Annotated in this window: 16 protein-coding genes; 9 read left to right on the forward strand and 7 right to left on the reverse strand. The window is 71.0% G+C overall.

Annotated features, from left to right (window positions below; translation table 11 throughout):
* Positions 1 to 8 precede the first annotated feature (8 nt).
* The gene (locus ABZT17_RS25900) at positions 9 to 1,589 is read left to right on the forward strand and encodes a glycoside hydrolase family 3 protein (protein WP_356351979.1); all 1,581 of its coding nucleotides are present in this window, start codon (positions 9 to 11) and stop codon (positions 1,587 to 1,589) included.
* A 118-nt stretch (positions 1,590 to 1,707) separates the two neighbouring features.
* Here ABZT17_RS25900 and nagB read toward each other — a convergent pair whose 3' ends face one another.
* A complete protein-coding gene (nagB, locus tag ABZT17_RS25905) occupies positions 1,708 to 2,493 on the reverse strand; it encodes a glucosamine-6-phosphate deaminase (protein WP_356351980.1) in 786 nt (261 codons plus the stop codon).
* A gap of 185 nt (positions 2,494 to 2,678) precedes the next feature.
* On the opposite strand from nagB, the gene ABZT17_RS25910 reads away from it, so the two are divergent.
* From ABZT17_RS25910 to ABZT17_RS25920, 3 genes are all read left to right on the forward strand, one after another.
* Entirely contained in the window at positions 2,679 to 3,749 is a 1,071-nt protein-coding gene (locus tag ABZT17_RS25910) for an SIS domain-containing protein (RefSeq protein ID WP_356351981.1), read from the forward strand.
* A 487-nt stretch (positions 3,750 to 4,236) separates the two neighbouring features.
* On the forward strand, positions 4,237 to 4,869 hold the full coding sequence (locus ABZT17_RS25915) for a TetR/AcrR family transcriptional regulator (RefSeq protein WP_356351982.1): 633 nt from the start codon (positions 4,237 to 4,239) through the stop codon (positions 4,867 to 4,869).
* A 367-nt stretch (positions 4,870 to 5,236) separates the two neighbouring features.
* Entirely contained in the window at positions 5,237 to 6,703 is a 1,467-nt protein-coding gene (locus tag ABZT17_RS25920; protein WP_356351994.1) for a PAS domain-containing sensor histidine kinase, read from the forward strand.
* 172 nt (positions 6,704 to 6,875) lie between these two features.
* On the opposite strand, the gene ABZT17_RS25925 is transcribed toward ABZT17_RS25920, so the two are convergent.
* Together ABZT17_RS25925 and ABZT17_RS25930 are read right to left on the reverse strand one after the other, a co-directional pair.
* Complete coding sequence (locus ABZT17_RS25925) at positions 6,876 to 7,133, reverse strand: WhiB family transcriptional regulator (RefSeq protein WP_006142322.1); 258 nt, start codon at positions 7,131 to 7,133, stop codon at positions 6,876 to 6,878.
* Positions 7,134 to 7,452: 319 nt separating this feature from the next.
* Positions 7,453 to 8,421 carry a diacylglycerol kinase family protein gene (locus ABZT17_RS25930; protein ID WP_356351983.1) on the reverse strand — a complete coding sequence of 323 codons (969 nt, stop codon included), beginning with the start codon at positions 8,419 to 8,421 and terminating at the stop codon, positions 7,453 to 7,455.
* A gap of 160 nt (positions 8,422 to 8,581) precedes the next feature.
* Here ABZT17_RS25930 and ABZT17_RS25935 point away from each other — a divergent pair, with 160 nt between their 5' ends.
* Positions 8,582 to 9,031: a hypothetical protein gene (locus ABZT17_RS25935; RefSeq protein ID WP_356351984.1), complete on the forward strand. Its 450-nt coding sequence runs from the start codon at positions 8,582 to 8,584 to the stop codon at positions 9,029 to 9,031.
* Between the two features lie 34 nt (positions 9,032 to 9,065).
* Here ABZT17_RS25935 and ABZT17_RS25940 read toward each other — a convergent pair whose 3' ends face one another.
* The 3 genes from ABZT17_RS25940 to ABZT17_RS25950 all read right to left on the reverse strand — a co-directional run bounded on the left by ABZT17_RS25940 (position 9,066) and on the right by ABZT17_RS25950 (position 11,183).
* Positions 9,066 to 10,193 (reverse strand): RNA polymerase sigma factor SigF, encoded by a 1,128-nt coding sequence (locus tag ABZT17_RS25940; protein ID WP_356351985.1) that lies wholly within the window; start codon positions 10,191 to 10,193, stop codon positions 9,066 to 9,068.
* Positions 10,190 to 10,606: an anti-sigma regulatory factor gene (locus tag ABZT17_RS25945; RefSeq protein ID WP_009190566.1), complete on the reverse strand. Its 417-nt coding sequence runs from the start codon at positions 10,604 to 10,606 to the stop codon at positions 10,190 to 10,192. Before ABZT17_RS25945 ends, ABZT17_RS25940 begins: the two co-directional genes overlap by 4 nt.
* 316 nt (positions 10,607 to 10,922) lie before the next feature.
* Positions 10,923 to 11,183 carry a UBP-type zinc finger domain-containing protein gene (locus ABZT17_RS25950; protein WP_356351986.1) on the reverse strand — a complete coding sequence of 87 codons (261 nt, stop codon included), beginning with the start codon at positions 11,181 to 11,183 and terminating at the stop codon, positions 10,923 to 10,925.
* Positions 11,184 to 11,269: 86 nt separating this feature from the next.
* Between ABZT17_RS25950 and ABZT17_RS25955 the strand changes: the two genes are divergently transcribed.
* Positions 11,270 to 12,865, forward strand: coding sequence for a Na+/H+ antiporter (locus tag ABZT17_RS25955; RefSeq protein WP_356351987.1), 1,596 nt, complete (start codon positions 11,270 to 11,272; stop codon positions 12,863 to 12,865).
* 48 nt (positions 12,866 to 12,913) lie between these two features.
* Here ABZT17_RS25955 and ABZT17_RS25960 read toward each other — a convergent pair whose 3' ends face one another.
* Positions 12,914 to 13,807 (reverse strand): pyridoxal-phosphate dependent enzyme, encoded by an 894-nt coding sequence (locus ABZT17_RS25960; RefSeq protein WP_356351988.1) that lies wholly within the window; start codon positions 13,805 to 13,807, stop codon positions 12,914 to 12,916.
* Positions 13,808 to 13,998: 191 nt separating this feature from the next.
* On the opposite strand from ABZT17_RS25960, the gene ABZT17_RS25965 reads away from it, so the two are divergent.
* From ABZT17_RS25965 to ABZT17_RS25975, 3 genes are all read left to right on the forward strand, one after another.
* Positions 13,999 to 15,405: a family 2B encapsulin nanocompartment shell protein gene (locus ABZT17_RS25965; protein WP_356351989.1), complete on the forward strand. Its 1,407-nt coding sequence runs from the start codon at positions 13,999 to 14,001 to the stop codon at positions 15,403 to 15,405.
* A 116-nt stretch (positions 15,406 to 15,521) separates the two neighbouring features.
* Entirely contained in the window at positions 15,522 to 16,667 is a 1,146-nt protein-coding gene (locus ABZT17_RS25970) for a family 2 encapsulin nanocompartment cargo protein polyprenyl transferase (RefSeq protein ID WP_356351990.1), read from the forward strand.
* A gap of 194 nt (positions 16,668 to 16,861) precedes the next feature.
* Positions 16,862 to 17,467 carry a GNAT family N-acetyltransferase gene (locus tag ABZT17_RS25975; protein WP_356351991.1) on the forward strand — a complete coding sequence of 202 codons (606 nt, stop codon included), beginning with the start codon at positions 16,862 to 16,864 and terminating at the stop codon, positions 17,465 to 17,467.
* The last annotated feature ends 135 nt before the right edge of the window (positions 17,468 to 17,602 follow it).

Raw genomic sequence — 17,602 nt, forward strand, 5'->3', positions numbered from 1 at the left:
CGCCCCCGATGACGACTCTCGCCAGCGGCACAGACACCCTGACCCGCGACGCACTGACGGTCCTTCAGCCCGGTTTCACCGGCACCACCGCCCCCGACTGGGTGTTGCGCAACCTCGGCGAGGGGCTCGCCTCGGTCGGCATCTTCGGCCGCAACATCGCCACTGCCGAGCAACTGGCCGACCTCACCGCCCAGTTGCGCGCCGAACGGGACGACGTCCTGGTCGCCATCGACGAGGAGGGCGGCGACGTCACCCGTCTGGAGGTGCGCACCGGCTCCTCCTTCCCCGGCAACAACGCGCTCGGCGCGGTCGACGACGTCGCCCTGACCCAGGAGGTCGCCGCCGAACTGGGCCGCCGCCTCGCGGCCTGCGGAGTCAACCTCAACTGGGCCCCCTCGGCCGACGTCAACTCCAACCCGTCCAACCCGGTCATCGGCGTACGCTCCTTCGGCGCCGATCCGGACCTGGTCGCCCGCCACACCGCGGCCTATGTCACCGGCCTCCAGTCCGCCGGTGTGGCGGCCTGCACCAAACACTTCCCCGGCCACGGTGACACGGCGGTCGACTCCCACCACGCGCTTCCGCGCATCGACGTGTCGTCCGAGATCCTCGCGCAGCGCGAACTGACCCCGTTCCGCGCGGCCATCGCCGCCGGCAGCCGCGCGCTCATGACGGCCCACATCCTGGTCCCGGACCTCGACGCCGACCGCCCGGCGACGCTGTCGCATCCGGTCCTGACGGACCTGCTGCGCGGCGAACTCGGCTACGACGGCCTGATCGTCACCGACGGCATGGAAATGCAGGCCATCGCCGCCACCTACGGCATCGAACGGGGCAGCGTCCTCGCGATCGCCGCCGGCGCCGACGCGATCTGCGTGGGCGGCGGCCTGTCGGACGCCGACACCGTACGCCGCCTGCGCGACGCCCTGGTCACGGCGGTACGCACCGGCGAACTCCCCGAGACCCGCCTCGCCGACGCGGCGGAACGGGTCCGCGCACTCGCCCGCTGGACGGCGGAGGCAAGGACGGCCAAGGCGGAGACCGCCTCGCACGGAACCTCCTCGGCCCCCGACCACCCGTCCACCGACAGCGAGATCGGCCTGCGCGCGGCCCGACGCGCCCTGCGGATCACGGCCGCGGGAGGCGTTGACCTCCGGGATGCGTCCGGCGGCGGTCGGGTGCGGCCCGGGGACTCGGTGCCGCTCACCGAACCGCCCTATGTCGCCGCCCTCTCGCCGGTCGCGAACTTCGCGGTCGGCAACGAGACGCCCTGGGGTGTGGCGGCGGAGCTCTTCCGTCTGCTTCCCGGCACGGAGACCGGCACCTTCACCGGTGACTCCGCGGGCCTCGCGGCCCTGGCCGCGGCCGGCCGCCGCCGTATCGTGGCCGTCGTCCGCGACGAACACCGCCACCCCTGGATGGCAACCGCCCTCGACACCATCCTCCGCACCCGCCCCGACACGATCGTCGTCGAAATGGGCCTCCCCCAGGCACCGCCGAGAGGCGCCCTCCACATCGCCACCCACGGCGCGGCCAGGGTGTGCGGCAGGGCGGCGGCGGAGGTCATCGCGGGGAGCACGGGGGAGTGATGGGCGCGGGGGAGTAAGGATCACGGGGGAGTGGCGGCTGCAGGGGAGCAGCCGTTACGACGGCACGGGCGCCGGTTCCTTTCGAGGGAACCGGCGCCCGTCCCGTCGTCCGGGGGCGCTAGATCCCTTGCCAGTCCGGCTTGTTGACGTAGGTGTGCCGGAAGTAGTCCGCGAGCTTCAGCTTGGACGCGGCCCCCTCGTCGACCACGACCGTCGCATGCGGGTGCAACTGAAGCGCCGAGGCGGGGCACACCGCGGCCAACGGCCCCTCCACCGTCGCCGCCACCGCGTCCGCCTTGCCCTCACCCGTGGCGAGCAGCACCAGATGCCGTGCCTCGAGGATCGTCCCGATTCCCTGGGTGATCACATGGTGCGGCACCTGCGCGATGTCCCCGTCGAAGAACCGCGCGTTGTCCACCCGCGTCTGCTCGGTCAGGGTCTTGATACGGGTCCGCGAGGCCAACGAGGAACAGGGCTCGTTGAAGCCTATGTGCCCGTCCGTCCCGATCCCCAGCAACTGCAGATCCACGCCCCCGGCCTCGGCCAGCGCGGCGTCGTACGCGGCGCACGCCGACTGCACGTCCTCCGCCGTCCCGTCCGGACCCATGAACGCGTCCGTCTTGATCCCCAGCGGCTCCAGCACCTCCCGCCGCACCACGGACCGGTACGACTCCGGATGCTCGGCCGGCAGCCCCACGTACTCGTCGAGCTGGGCGACCCGCGCCCGCGAGGCGTCCACGGCCCCCGAGCGCACCTTGGCCGCCAGGGCCTCGTAGATGGGCAGCGGTGTCGAGCCGGTCGCCACGCCGAGCAACGCGTCCGGCTTGCGCCGCAGGAGCCGTGCCATGGCCTCGGCGATGAGCTCGCCACCCGAGCTGGCGTCCGGAACGATGACAACTTCCACGCTGGCCTGCCGTTCTGAAGGGCTGTCTGGACTGTGAGGACTGTGGGGGAGTCGGTGGGGGGCGGGGATCGTGTGGTTTAGACCAATCTAACAGAGTCGCCTCCTGTGGCCCAGGTTGCGGAGCGGCACCTCGATTCCATACGGAGGACGGGCACTGTTCGCCGAAGGGGAGTGAAATGGGAGCCATGACCGCCACTGCACCGGATCCCCTACGCGACGTCCCCGGCCGGATCATGGCCCGTGAGATGGCCGAGCAACCCGCCGTGCTGCGCCGCCTCCTGGACGAAGGCGCCCCGGCCATCCGGCAGGTCGCCCAGGACATCGCCGCCCGCAACCCCCGCTTCGTCCTCCTCACCGCCCGCGGCACCTCCGACAACGCCGCCCTCTACGCCAAGTACCTCCTTGAGATCCGCCTCGGTCTGCCCTGTGGACTCACCTCGATGTCCACCACCACGGCCTACGGCGCCCGCCCCGATCTCACCGACGTCCTGGTGATCACCGTCAGCCAGTCCGGCGGCTCCCCGGACCTGGTGGCCTCCACCCGCGCCGCCCGCGAGGCCGGGGCGATCACCCTCGCCGTCACCAACAACCCCGACTCACCGCTGGCCGGTGTCTCCGAATACCACGTCGACGTCATGGCCGGCCCCGAGAAGGCGCTCCCCGCCACCAAGACCTACACCGCCTCCCTCCTCGCCCTGTACCTCTTCGTCGAAGGCCTGCGCGGCGGTGACGGCGCCCCCGCCAAGCCGCTCCCCGACCTCGCCGAGCAGCTCCTCGCCCGGCAGGACGAGGTCCGCTCGCTCGCCGCCCGGTACCGCTTCGCCGAGCGCATGGTCATCACCTCCCGCGGCTACGGCTACCCCACGGCCAAGGAAGCCGCCCTCAAGCTGATGGAGACCAGCTACATCCCGGCCCTCTCCTACTCCGGCGCCGACCTCCTGCACGGCCCGCTGGCCATGGTCGACAACGTCTCCCCGGTCATCGCGGTCGTCACCGACGGCAAGGGCGGCGAGGCCCTCCAGCCCGTCCTCGACCGGCTGCGCGGCCGTGGTGCCGATCTGTTCGTCGTCGGCCCCGCCCACGAGGTCGAGCGGGCCTCGGCCGGCTTCGTCCTGCCCACCGAGGGCGTGGCCGAGGAGGTCCAGCCGATCCTGGAGATCATCCCCCTCCAGCTCCTGGCCTACGAGGTCACCATCGCCCGCGGCCAGGACCCGGACGCGCCCCGCGCCCTGGCGAAGGTGACGGAGACCCACTGAGCCGACCCGACACCAACCCGGACGCGGCCGCACCCAGACTCAACGGTGCCTGCACGCCGGAGCGCCGCTCACTCGGGGCCTGCTCGCCCGGGTCGACGTGCCGGGGTCTCTCTCCGGTGTCCGCTCGCCCGAGCCGACCGGCTGAGGCGTGCTCGCGCGGGCCGGCTGGTTGAGGCCCGCTCAATCGGGGTCTGCCCACCCGGACGCGGCGTCCGGGCTCGTCCGGGTCCGCCGGCTGCGGCTTGCTCGCCCGAGCCGACCGGCTGAGGCGTGCTCGCGCGGGCCGGCCTGCTGGGGCCTGTTCAGGGGCCGCTCTCCGGAGCCTGCTCGCCCCCATGGCAAGTGCCGTCCTGCCCGTGACAAGTGGCGTCCTGCCCGCAAGCGCGCCCATGTCGGCCCCCCTCCACTCATTCCATAGCGGTCGCTACAAAAAGACCGTACAGCAGCTCGCCGACATTTCTCTAGCGCCCCCTATACAATTCACTCCATGGTGGGCACCGAGGACACGAAGACCAAGGCCGCACCCGCATCCAAGCCCCGCGGCCGCCCCCGTTCCTTCGACCGCGAGACCGCGCTGGAGAAGGCGGTCATGGCGTTCTGGGAGCACGGCTACGAGGCGACCTCCGTCTCCGACCTCACTCGTGTCATGGGTATCGGAGCGCCGAGCCTGTACGCGGCCTTCGGCGACAAGCGGGCCCTGTTCGACGAGGTCGTGACCGCCTACGGTGCCCGCTACGGCTCCTTCGCCGACCGTGCCCTCGCCGAGGAGCCCACCGCCCGCGCCGCCGTGCGGCGCGCCCTGTTCGAGGCCGCCGCCGAGTACACGGCCCCGGGTCGGCCGCACGGCTGTCTCGTCATCCATGCGGCCACCAACTGCACCAGCCCCGAGGTGGAGGAGTCCCTGCGCGTGCGGCGCAACGCCGGCATCGCCGCCTTCGAGAGCCGTATCCGGGCCGGTGTCGCGGCGGGAGAGCTGCCGGCCGGCACCGACGCCCGGGCCCTCGCCCGGCATGCCGGCGCGGTTGTACAGGGCATGTCGCAACAGGCGCGGGACGGGGCGAGCCGGGAGGAACTGGAAGCCCTCGCGGAAATTGCCATGTCCATCTGGCCCCGCACATGAACCCACACGGGTTAGGCTGCGTGGAGGATGCTAGGGCGTCCGAACAGTTGGAGCCGATCGGGAAATAACAACAACGAACAGCGTCCAACGCATGGACACACAGAGTGGTCTAGTCCACAATTGAAGTAGAGACTTCCGTCTTCCCCGCACAGGAAGGCGGACCGAGGAACCGGAGCTCTCTGCCCTGACTGCCCCGGCTCCTCAACCTTCGGCCGATCCCGGGACCGCACACCCCGCGGCCGATTCTGCTCCGGGCTGCGGTGCCGGGAGGGTTGAGGGTCCCTCCCAGGCGCCGCGGCCCGCGGGTGTTTCAAGCCGCTTTTCGGCCACCCACATACCGCCAGGTACGCTCGCATCCGTGCCCTCCATGAACGAGCTGGTCCGCCAGCACACCGCCCTCGACGACTCCGACCTCGAGTGGCTTCATCTGCTGGTCTCGGAGTGGCAGCTGCTCTCCGACCTCTCCTTCGCCGACCTGGTCCTCTGGGTTCCGACGAGTGACGGCACCCGGTACGTCTCCGTGGCTCAGATGCGGCCGAACACCGGCCCCACCTCCTACCAGGACGACATGGTCGGCCATCTCGTCCCGCGCGGCCGCCGTCCCATGCTGGACGCGGCGCTCGACGAGGGTCGGATCGTGCGCGAGGGCGACCCGGAGTGGCGCGAGGAGGTGCCGGTCCGGGTCGAGTCGATCCCGGTACGACGGGAGGGGCGCGTCCTCGGAGTCATCGCCCGCAACACCAACCTGCTGACCGTCCGCACCCCGAGCCGCCTCGAACTGACGTATCTCCAAAGCGCCTCGGACCTCGCGCAGATGATCGCGGCCGGCGCCTTCCCGTTCGCGAACCAGCAGATGGACATGGACGCCGCCCCGCGCGTCGGTGACGGTCTGATCCGCCTGGACGCCGACGGCATCGTGCAGTACGCCTCCCCGAACGCGCTCTCCGCCTACCACCGTATGGGCCTCGCCTCCGACCTGGTCGGCCAGCACCTCGGCAGAACCACCGCCGAACTCGCCCCGACCCGTGGGCCGGTGGACGAGGCGCTGTCCAAGGTGGCCAGCGGCTGGGCGCCCCGCGAGTTCGAGATCGAGGCCAACGACGGGGTCATCCAGTTCCGCGCGATTCCGCTCAAACCCAAGGGCACGCGCATCGGTTCGCTGGTCCTGCTCCGGGACGTCACCGAACTCCGCCGCCGTGAACGCGAGTTGATCACCAAGGACGCGACCATCCGGGAGATCCACCACCGGGTGAAGAACAACCTCCAGACCGTCGCCGCCCTGCTGCGACTCCAGGCCCGCCGCATCGACTCCGAACGTGGTCGCGAGGCCCTCGAAGAGGCGGTGCGACGGGTCGGTTCGATCGCGATCGTGCACGAGACGCTCTCCCAGAACCTGGACGAACGCGTGGAGTTCGACGAGATCGCCGACCGGGTGCTGGCCATGGTCGCCGAGATCTCGCCCGGCAAGGTCGCCGGCCGGCGCAGCGGCCGCTTCGGCATCCTCGACGCCGAGGTCGCCACCCCGCTCTCCATGGTCCTGACCGAGATCCTGCAGAACGCCCTCGAACACGGCTTCCGTGAGGGCGACACCGGCACGGTCGAGGTCTCGGCCGTCCGCGGCGGCACCGCCAAGGAGGCCCGTCTGCTGGTCACCGTCCAGGACGACGGCGTAGGCCTGCCCGAGGGGTTCGACCCGCACACCGACGGCAACCTCGGTCTGCAGATCGTACGGACGCTGGTGGAGGGGGAGTTGGGCGGTACGTTCGACATGGTCCCCGCCCCGGAGCGGGGGACCCGGGTCATCCTGGACGTGCCGGTGCGCGCACACAAGTAGCACCGAAGGCCCCGGAACAGCAAAGAGCCCCGGATCCGAAGATCCGGGGCCACTCGCTCGTTGCTGCTCTATTGCTAGGCGCACCGGGGGTACTGCGCGCTGCGGCTCGGGGGCGGGAGATGCGTACTCGCTGTACGCGCCGCCAAGCTCAGGCTTGGGTGGGGCGGGTGTGTCAGGCGGAGGCCTGACGGGCACGGTTGCGGGCGGCACGGCGCTTCATGGCGCGACGCTCGTCCTCGCTGAGACCACCCCAGACGCCGGAGTCCTGGCCGGACTCGAGCGCCCACTGCAGACACTGATCCATGACGGGGCAGCGACGGCAGACGGCCTTGGCTTCCTCGATCTGCAGCAGCGCAGGACCGGTGTTGCCGATGGGGAAGAAGAGCTCGGGGTCTTCCTCGCGGCAAACGGCGTTGTGACGCCAGTCCATGGCTGCTACCTCTCCTTGGTATTACGTGCAAGTTGCTTGTGAATGTGAACGCTTTCACGAATCCCTCAACAAGTGAAGGGCCACCAGCCAGGTTCCCTGGCGAGGTCCTGTGATTCGAAGAGGGGTTCCGGTGGTCTGTGGACGCTGATGTTGCGGGCTGTCCCGACCGCCACGTAGAGACTCGCAAACCTCAGCGACGGATACAACCCCTTCCGGAAAGTTTTTTTTGATTCCTCGGTGTCGACTAGGTCACAGCCGTACTTCCATGGGGTGGATCCTGGCCTAAACGTTCGAGTGAAAGGACTTCAGCCCTTTCTGCTCACACAATCACACGCAGTGCACGGCGTACGCCTGTGAACGTCACGCTGGTACGCAGTCCGAGGTGGTCGCCGTCCATCTGAAGGGGGAGGGGGACCTTCGAATGCAAGGTGAACTGGTCCAGGTCGTGCAGGGCCACCACATGCTTGCCCTGGGGGCCGCGCTCGGGGGACGAAGTGAGCAACTGCGTGGCATATCGGGCAGCCAGGACCGTGGACATACGGCTGAGAGCGAGTACGTCGAGCCCGGTATCGAACGAAGCCTTAGGCGCCGCGTACACCGGACGATTGCCCAGATACGTCCACGGCGAGGTGTTGCAGATTATGGACAGCACCAGATCGGTCACCGGTTCCTGCCCGGGCCGTTCCAGGGTGATGGAGCCATGGCGCTTGTTCGGCTCCTGGAGGAACTGGCGTGCCACCTGGCGCAGATAAAGGGCGTGCGTGGATTTCTTGCCCTGTTCGCGCTGCTGCTCGACCCGGCCGACCACGCCGGCGTCGAAACCCAGGCCCGCGCAGAACGTGAACCAGCGCTCCGGCACCGCCTCGTCCTCGGTGCCCGGCGTACCCGCCGCGAGACCCATGCCGACGGTGCGCTCGCTGCCCTCGCTCAGGGCGTTGAGCAGGGCGCCGGTCGCCTCGACCGCGTCATTGGGCAGGCCCAGTGCGCGGGCGAAGACGTTGGTGGAGCCGCCGGGGACGACGGCGAGCCGGGGCAGGCCCTCCGGGTTGGGCCCGGCGTGCAGCAGGCCGTTGACCACCTCGTTGACCGTGCCGTCGCCGCCGAGGGCCACGACCAGGTCGATGTCCTCGCTGTCGGCCGCCTGCCGGCCCAGGTCGCGCGCGTGGCCACGGTATTCGGTGGTGACCGTCTCGAGCTTCATCTCGCTCGCGAGCGCGTGGATCAGCACATCGCGCGTACGTGCGCTTGTGGTGGTAGCTGCCGGGTTGGCCACGAGAAGTGCACGCATGAGTTGCAGCGTACCTACTGGGGGGTACCGGGCACAGGTCGAGGTGTGGATCAGGTAAGAGGCGGGGCCGTGAGTCTCGCCACGGAGGCCGCGCTCAACCCCGTCGCAGGCCCCGGCGTCCGCCGACGGACCGCCACGGGGCCGGGGCTACCCTTCAGGGGTGACCAGTGAGCAGACGCCCGCCACCCAGGAAAACACCGGCCCCCGCCCGCGCCGCCTGACCTACGCGGCCGCGCTCGCCGCGCTGGAGGGCCTGGCGCTGTTCGCCGGCGGCGTCTGGATGCTCGTGGAGGGTCTCGCGGGCGACCCGGACGACCGGGGCTCCGCCGTCACGGGCGGGATCACCCTGATCGTCCTCGCCCTGCTGCCGCTGCTCGCCGCGCGCGGACTGCTGGCGCAGAAGAGCTGGAGCCGGGGCCCGGCCGTGATCACCCAGATCATGGCGCTGCCGGTGGCCTACAACCTGCTGCAGGCCGACAGCGTGGCCATCCCGGCGGGGATCGCGCTGGCGGTCGTCGCCGTCGCGTCCCTCGTGCTGCTGGTCAATCCGGCCACGACCCAGGCCCTCGGCATCAAGGGTCCGGGCCGTGCGCAGGACGGCAAGCAGTAGGCCTACGGCGCCGCGGCGGCCGTGGCTTTGCCGCCTACTCCTCGACCAGGAGCTTCTCCCGCAGCTGGGCCAGGGTGCGGGCCAGCAGGCGGGAGACGTGCATCTGGGAGATGCCGACCTCCTGGGCGATCTGCGACTGGGTCATGTTGCCGAAGAAGCGCAGCAGCAGGATCCGCTTCTCCCGCGGCGGGAGGTCCTCGAGCAGGGGCTTGAGGGACTCGCGGTACTCGACGCCCTCCAGGGCCTCGTCCTCGGCGCCCAGGGTGTCCGCGACCGCCGGGGACTCGTCGTCCGTGTCGGGGACGTCCAGGGACAGCGTGGAGTACGCGTTGGCCGACTCCAGGCCCTCCAGGACCTCCTCCTCCGAGATGGCGAGCTTCTCGGCGAGTTCGTGGACCGTGGGGGAGCGGCCGTGCTGCTGGGAGAGCTCCGCGGTGGCCGTGGTGAGCGCGAGGCGCAGCTCCTGGAGCCTGCGCGGGACGCGCACCGCCCAGCCCTTGTCGCGGAAGTGACGCTTGATCTCACCGACGACCGTCGGGGTCGCGTACGTCGAGAACTCGACGCCGCGGTCCGGGTCGAAGCGGTCGACCGACTTGATCAGACCGATCGTGGCGACCTGGGTGAGGTCGTCGAGGGGCTCGCCGCGGTTGCGGAAGCGCCGCGCGAGATGCTCGACCAGCGGCAGGTGCATACGGACCAGCTTGTTGCGCAGTTCCGCGTACTCGGCGCTGCCGTCCTTCAGGGCCCGCAGCTCGACGAACATCGCGCGGGCCCCGCTGCGGTCCTGCGCGTCGTGCTGCGTGGCCTGCCGCACGCTCTGCGCGCCGGCCTGCTGATCGTCTCGCTCGTGCTCGCTCATCGTCCCGCCCGTTGTCCTTCGCCGAGCCCCCGCCTGCGGCCGGGCCGGGGTGGTGGCCCCGCTCCGGTCGTCCTCGGGTGCGCTCGGCGCGGCACCTTCCCGATCCAGCTGCCCGTCGTCCAGGAAGCCGGCCGCCGTGCCGGCGGCGTCCTCCGGATGCGGCCGGGCCTGCTCGGGGATGCCGGCCGCGCCGCCCGTGCCGTTGACGGCGTCCCCAATGCGTCGGGACCCGCCCGGGCCCTCGGCCGGCAGCTCCCGTGTGCCGCGATCTTCGTCACGCACCGGCCCGTCCCCTGTCCTCACGCCGGCCCGGGTCCCGCGCCGCGCTGTTTGTAGAGGCTGATCGAAACGGTTTTGTCCTCGTCGACGGCGGAGGAGACCTTGCCCGCGAGGGCGGACAGGACTGTCCAGGCGAAGGTGTCCCGCGACGGGGCGTGACCGTCCGTGGTCGGGGCCGAGACGGTGACCTCGAGAGAGTCGTCGACGAGCCGGAAGACACAGCTGAGCACCGAGCCGGGCACGGCCTGCTGGAGCAGGATCGCGCAGGCCTCGTCCACCGCGATGCGCAGGTCCTCGATCTCGTCGAGGGTGAAGTCCAAACGGGCCGCGAGGCCGGCCGTGGCCGTCCGCAGCACCGACAGGTAGGCACCCGCTGCCGGCAGCCGGACTTCCACGAAGTCCTGGTTCGCCGCGGGCTCGCCTGCGATCTGGGACACCCTCACCTCCAAGGTGGTACAAGCTATTCAGGGCCGAGGGTCGCCCCCCGGGGTAACGCGAAGTGTGGTTCAGCGGTGACGCTATCGCGCTCTCAACTTTCCTGTCCCCGGGACCCCGACCCCTTGCCGTCACTCACAGTAAAACTGTGGACACGCTCCGTGTCTAGGGGTCTGCGGCTCCAATTGGGAAGAACGCGCGCCGGGTTGACGTACCCAGACGTCAGACGGTCGAACCGTCCCAATCGGCGGCCGTAACCGGTCCTCAAGAGTCACACAGGTTCAGAGTCACACAGTTCGGGACCACACAGGTACAGGGTCACACGAGTACGTGGTCCTCGAAGCACCAACGCCAGTTCTCGCCGGGCTCGAACGTCCGCATGATCGGATGGCCGGAGTCCTTGTAGTGCTCCGTGGCGTGCCGTCCCGGGGAGGAGTCGCAGCAGCCGACGTGGCCGCAGGTGAGGCACAGCCGGAGCTGTACCGGATGCGTGCCGTCCCGCAGACACTCCGGGCAGGTCTCGTCGAGCGCCTCGGGTTCCGGGTGCGGCAGCGCGTCGGCGTGCGTGCACTGTTTCATGATTGCCAGGTTACGACGGCCGCGCGGATGGCCGCGCGGAAAATCGAGGGTGGGCGGACGGCGATGAACGAGGGTGGGCGAGGGTCATGGACGTGATGCCACTGCTGTTGCTGGTGGCGGGCAGCACCGCGATCGCGGCGGCGGCCCGGCGCACCCCGGTGCCCGCGCCGCTGGTGCTGGTGGCGGTGGGACTGGTGGTGTCGACGATCCCGGGGATGCCGGACTACACCCTGGACCCCGAGATCGTGCTCCCTCTCATCCTGCCCCCGCTGCTGCACAAGGAGGGCGTCGAGAGCTCGTACCTCGACCTGCGGGCCACCATGCGGCCGGTGGCCCTGCTCTCGGTCGGCTATGTGCTCTTCGCGACCTTCGTGGTCGGCTGGGCCGCCTATCTGATCGTCCCCGACCTGCCGTTGCCGGCGGCCCTGGTGCTGGGCGCGGTGGTGGCGCCGACGGACGCGGTGGCCGCGGCGGCGGTCGCCCGCAGGGTCGGCCTCCCCTCCCGGATCACCACCATCCTCCAGGGGGAGTCCCTCCTCAACGACGCGACCGCGATCACCGCGTACCGCGTCGCCGTCGCGGCCGCGGTCGGCGAGGGCGCCTCCTGGATCGGCGGGATCGGCGAGTTCCTGCTGGCGGCGGTCGGCGGGGTGGCGGTCGGCCTGATCCTCATGGCCCCCATCCACTGGCTGCGCACCCATGTGAAGGAGGCCCTCCTCCAGAACACCATGTCCCTGTTGATCCCCTTCGTCGCCTACGCCGTCGCCGAGCAGGTGCACGCCTCCGGCGTCCTCGCGGTCGTGGTCGTCGCCCTCTACCTCGGACACCGCGCGTGGGAGGTCGACTTCGCCACACGCCTCCAGGAGGAGGCGGTGTGGAAGGTGGTCGCGTTCGTCCTCGAATCGGCGGTGTTCGCGCTGATCGGACTGCAACTGCCCGTGGTCCTCAGGGGCCTCGGGGCGTACAAGGGCCTGGACGCCGCCTGGTACGCGGTCGCGCTCTTCCTGGTGGTCGTGGTGGCGAGGTTCGTCTGGGCCTATCCCGGCACCTTCGTCCCGCGCCTCCTCTCCGCCCGCATCAGGGAACGCGAGGAGAACCCCACCTGGAGAGGCCCGATCGTCACCTCCTGGGCGGCGATGCGGGGTGTGGTGTCCCTGGCCATCGCCTTCTCGATCCCCCTCACGGTGCACGGCGGCGGCCCCTTCCCCCAGCGCAACCTGATCCTCTTCCTGACCTTCACCACGGTCATCGGCACCCTGGTGGTGCAGGGCCTCACCCTGGCCCCGCTGATCCGGCTCCTCGACTTCCCCCCGCGGGACGTCCAGGCGGAGACCCTCGCCGAGGCCAACGCCCAGGCGCAGGCCTCCCGGGTCGCCGAACAGCGTCTGGACGAACTCCTCGCCGACGAGCGCAACACCATCCCCCCGCCCCTCGCCGACCGCCTCCGCCAGGTCCTGGAGCGCCGCCAGAACGCCGTCTGGGAACGCCTCGGCCAGACCAACCCCGTCACCGGCGAGTCCGTGGACGAGACCTACCGCCGCCTCTCCCGCGAAATGATCGGCGCCGAACGCGCGATGTTCGTACGCCTCCGCGACGGCCGCTACATCGACGACGAGATGCTGCGCACCCTGCTGCGCAGACTCGACCTGGAGGAGGCGGCGGCCTACCGGGAGACGACCTGAGGGCGTCGCGGTCCGGCACCAACCGGAGGGGGCGACCTGGACCGGCGTCTACGGGAACGGTCGTCCCGTGACCACGGCGGCCACGGTCGTCCCCCGCTCGAACGCCCCCTCCTGTGCGAGGGCGACAAGTCCGTACAGCGACTTGGCGACATACAGACGCTCCACCGGCAGCCCGTGCCGCTGCTCGAAGTCCGCGGCGAAGGCGTCGAGTTCGTTGGGCACGCGCGCGTATCCGCCGAAGTGGAAGCGGTCGTCGAGCCACCAGTGGCCACGCCGTGTGCCGAAGGCCTGCCGCTGCAGTTCCGCTATGTCCGCGGCCAGGAAGCCGCCCCTGAGCACCGGTATGCCGAGGGCGCGCTGGCCGGGGGCGAGTCCGGCGGCCAGACCGGCCAGCGTGCCGCCGGTCCCGCAGGCGAGGGCGACGACGTCGGCACGGCCGCGCAGCTCCTCGCCCAGGGCCTGACAGCCGCGCACCGCGGCGGAGTTGCTCCCGCCCTCCGGGACGACGTACGCCCCCTCGGCGCCGGTCGCGCGCAGCACGCGCGCGAGGGTGTCCGGTTCGGTCTTGTGGCGGTACGTCGACCTGTCGACGAAGTGCAGCCGCATGCCGTCGGCGGCGCATCGGGCCAGGGAGGGGTTGAGGGGACGGCCGGCGAGTTCCTGGCCGCGCACCACACCGACGGTGGGAAGACCGAGGAGACGCCCCGCGGCGGCCGTGGCGCGGAGGTGATTCGAGTACGCGCCCCCGAAGGTGAGGACGGTGCGACCGGCCGCGGCCTCCAGATTCGGCACGAGCTTGCGCCACTTGTTCCCGATCAGATCCGGGTGGATGAGGTCGTCCCGCTTGAGCAGGAGACGCAGACCGCGGCGATCGAAGCGGGGGTCCGACACTTCCCGCAGGGGGGAGGGGAGGCGGGGGTGCAGGGCGTCGATGCTGGTCACGCCTTCATTGTGACGGGCTGGACGGCGCGGACGGCGACCCGGCGACGACCCCGCTTCCCAGCCCCCGGTTGATCCATTCCCGCTCTTTCGGGTAATACCACCGGCACGCTCCGTGAGGAAGGCTTGTCCGTGCAGATCATCGTGCGCGGCGCAGTCGGGCGCCGACGCATCATCGGGAGGGCATTTCTCATATGTCGGTAGGCGAAGAGGTCCGTACGGAGCAGGGCAAGCCGCAGCAGAGTCTCGGCACGGCCGCCGCGCGGAACCTGGCCACCACGACCAAGTCCGCACCCCAGATGCAGGAGATCAGCTCCCGCTGGCTGCTGCGCATGCTGCCCTGGGTCAATGTGCAGGGCGGCACCTACCGGGTGAACCGGCGACTGACGTACGCCGTGGGGGACGGCCGTATCACGTTCGTGAAGACCGGTGACCGGGTCGAGGTGATCCCCGCCGAGCTGGGCGAGCTGCCCGCACTGCGTGACTACGAGGACGAGGAGGTGCTGGCGGAGCTCGCCCAGCGCTGCCGTCAGCAGGAGTTCCCGCCGGGTTCGGTGATCGCCTCCTTCGGCAGCCAGACCGACGAGGTCCATCTGCTGGCGCACGGCAGGGTGGAGAAGGTCGGCACGGGCCCGTACGGCGACGACGCGGTCCTCGGGGTCCTCGCGGACGGCGCCTACTTCGGCGAGTCGGCGCTGCTGGACCCGGACGCCATCTGGGAGTACACGGCCCGCGCGCAGACCGCGTGCACGGTCCTGGTCCTCTCCCGCCAGGACGTCGCGCAGGTCGCGGAGCGCGCCGAAACGCTGCGTGAGCACCTCCAGCGGCAGAGCGCGGTCCCCGAGCAGCACACCAACAAGTACGGCGAGCGGGAGATCGAGCTCGCGGCCGGCCACTCCGGCGAGCCGGACATCCCGCACACCTTCGTCGACTACGAGGCCAGGCCCCGTGAGTACGAGCTGAGCGTCGCCCAGACCGTGCTGCGCATCCACTCGCGCGTGGCCGACCTCTACAACCAGCCGATGAACCAGACCGAGCAGCAACTCAGGCTGACGGTCGAGGCGTTGAAGGAGCGCCAGGAGCACGAGCTGATCAACAACCGCGAGTTCGGGCTGCTGAACAACTGCGAGTACGACCAGCGGCTGCAGCCGCACGACGGTGTGCCCAGCCCCGACGACCTGGACGAGCTGCTCAGCCGGCGGCGGGGCACCAAGTTCCTGCTGGCGCACCCGCGCGCGATCTCCGCGATCGGGCGTGAGCTCAACAAGCGCGGACTGGTCCCCGAGACCATCGAGGTGGCGGGCAACCGCATCCCGACCTGGCGGGGCGTGCCGATCTACCCCTGCAACAAGATCCCGGTCAGTCCGACGCGGACCAGCTCGATCATCGCGATGCGTACCGGCGAGGCCGAGCAGGGCGTCATCGGCCTGCAGCAGGCCGGCATCCCGGACGAGATCGAGCCGAGCCTGTCCGTGCGGTTCATGGGCATCAACGAACAGGCGATCATCAAGTACCTGGTGACGGCGTACTACTCGGCCGCGGTTCTCGTGCCGGACGCCCTCGGAGTCCTGGAGAACGTTGAGATCGGCCGCTGGAGGTGACGTTTCTGCACCTGGGAGCAGTGTCCCCGCCCGCCGGGAGGGGTAGTACACCTCGATCGCATGCGACCGGCGGGAGCGCGAGCGCCACCGTCCGCGGACTGACCGAGGGGGACCCCATGGCCGAGTTCTCGACGGAGACGCCGCAGCATCCGGCCGAGGCACACCGCCCCGCCGTACCGCGGCGATCCGCCGGGGCGGCGCGGCCCGCCGTGGCGCTCGACGGCCATCTCGACGGCCATGAGGCCGCGGCCATCCTGGAGCGCACCCGGGCGTCGGTCGACCCCGAACTGCGCGCCGCCATCGACTCGTTGCCCGGATCCATGCGCCGGATCGCGCTCTACCACTTCGGCTGGGAGCACGCCGACGGCACACCGGCGGCGGGCAACGCGGGCAAGGCGATACGCCCCGCGCTCGTCCTCACCGCGGCCACCGCGCTCGGCGGACCACGGGCGGGCGAGGCGGCCGTACGGGCGGCCGCGGCCGTGGAACTGGTGCACAACTTCACACTGCTGCACGACGACGTGATGGACCGCGACACCACCCGCAGACACCGGCCCACCGCCTGGACGGTGTTCGGCGACGCGGACGCGATCCTCGCCGGGGACGCCCTCCAGGCGCTGGCCCTTGGCCTGCTCGCCGGGGACCCGCATCCGGCGTCCACGTCGGCCGCCGCACGGCTCGCCGCCTGTGTGGTCGAGCTGTGCGCCGGCCAGCACTCGGACACCGCGCTGGAGCGGCGCCACCCCGGCGAGGTCACCCTCGACGAGGTGCTCACCATGGCCGAGGCGAAGACGGGCGCGCTGCTGGGGTGCGCCTGTGCGCTGGGCGCGCTGTACGCGGGAGCCTCCGAGGAGGAGGTGGCGGCGCTGGACGCGTTCGGCCGTCAGGCCGGGCTCGCCTTCCAGCTCATCGACGACGTCATCGGCATATGGGGCGACCCGAGCCGCACCGGCAAGCCGGCCGGCGCCGACCTCGCGGTCCGCAAGAAGTCCCTTCCGGTCGTCGCCGCCCTGACCTCGGGCACACCGGCGGCGGCGGACCTGGCGGCGCTGTACGAGGTGCCGTACGAGAAGGAGGGCGAGGAGGACCTGGTGCGGACGGCGCAGGCCGTCGAGGAGGCCGGCGGGCGGGACTGGGCGCAGGTCCAGGCCGCCGACCGGATGGCCCGCGCGATGCAGGAGCTGTCGCGTGCGATCCCCGACCCGGAGGCGGCGGGCGGACTGCTGGCGCTCGCGGAGTTCGTTACCCGGCGCAGCAGCTGATCTCCAGGACACCGGTGCCCGAGCGGCCGTACGGCTCCTGACCCCGTACGGCTGCCGAGGCACCGGTAGGGCGGGTCCCGCGCATCCCCACGGTGCGCGGGCCCCGCCCGCTTCTTTCCGGTCCGGGTGCCGGACCCGCCGGGTAGGCTCAAGGTCCTTGAGATCAAGGCCGGTTGAGAGGCGGGGGCACAAGCATGGGTGTGGCGATCCGGACGGCGGACGAGAGCGATCGCGAGCTGGTCGTCCGGCTGCTGGACGAGGCCTTCCAGGACGATCCGGTGAGCAACTGGGTCTTCCCCGGCGAGGAGTACCTCCGTACGACGCACCACAGACTGATGGCCGCCTTCACGGAGATCGTGCTCGCCGAGGGCCGTATCGACGTCACCGAGGACGGCAGCGCGTGCGCGCTGTGGCTGACGGTGCCCGCCGACGCCCATGACGCCGACGACGACGGGCCCGCCCAGCTGCGGGCCGCCGTCGATCCCGGCAACGAGCGGGTCGAGCTGATCGGCCGTCTCACCGCGGGCATCCACCCCGAGGGCCGCGCCCACGCGTATCTGTGGATGATCGGTGTGTCACCGGACCGCCAGGGCGAGGGCCTCGGCACCGCCCTGATCCAGCACGTCCTCGACCGCTGCGACCGCGACGGCCTGCCGGCCTATCTGGAGGCCAGCAACGCCCGCAGCCGCGCCCTGTACGAGCGCCTCGGCTTCGCGGCCACCGGCCACCCCCTCGACCTCCCGTACGACGGCCCGAGCATGTGGCCCATGTGGCGCGAGCCCCGGACCCATCAGGTCTAGGGCGTGTTGCGAAAGTCCCGCCTGCCGCTCGACGCCTGGCCCGCACTCTCGCCGCACCGGGCGAAAACCCACGTACAACCAGTACGAGGGCTTCCGCCCGGCACGCCGAGAGCACGCCCCAGACGCCGCCCGGCC

It is taken from the genome of Streptomyces sp. NPDC005648 (assembly GCF_040605395.1).
In the GTDB taxonomy this organism is placed as follows: domain Bacteria; phylum Actinomycetota; class Actinomycetes; order Streptomycetales; family Streptomycetaceae; genus Streptomyces.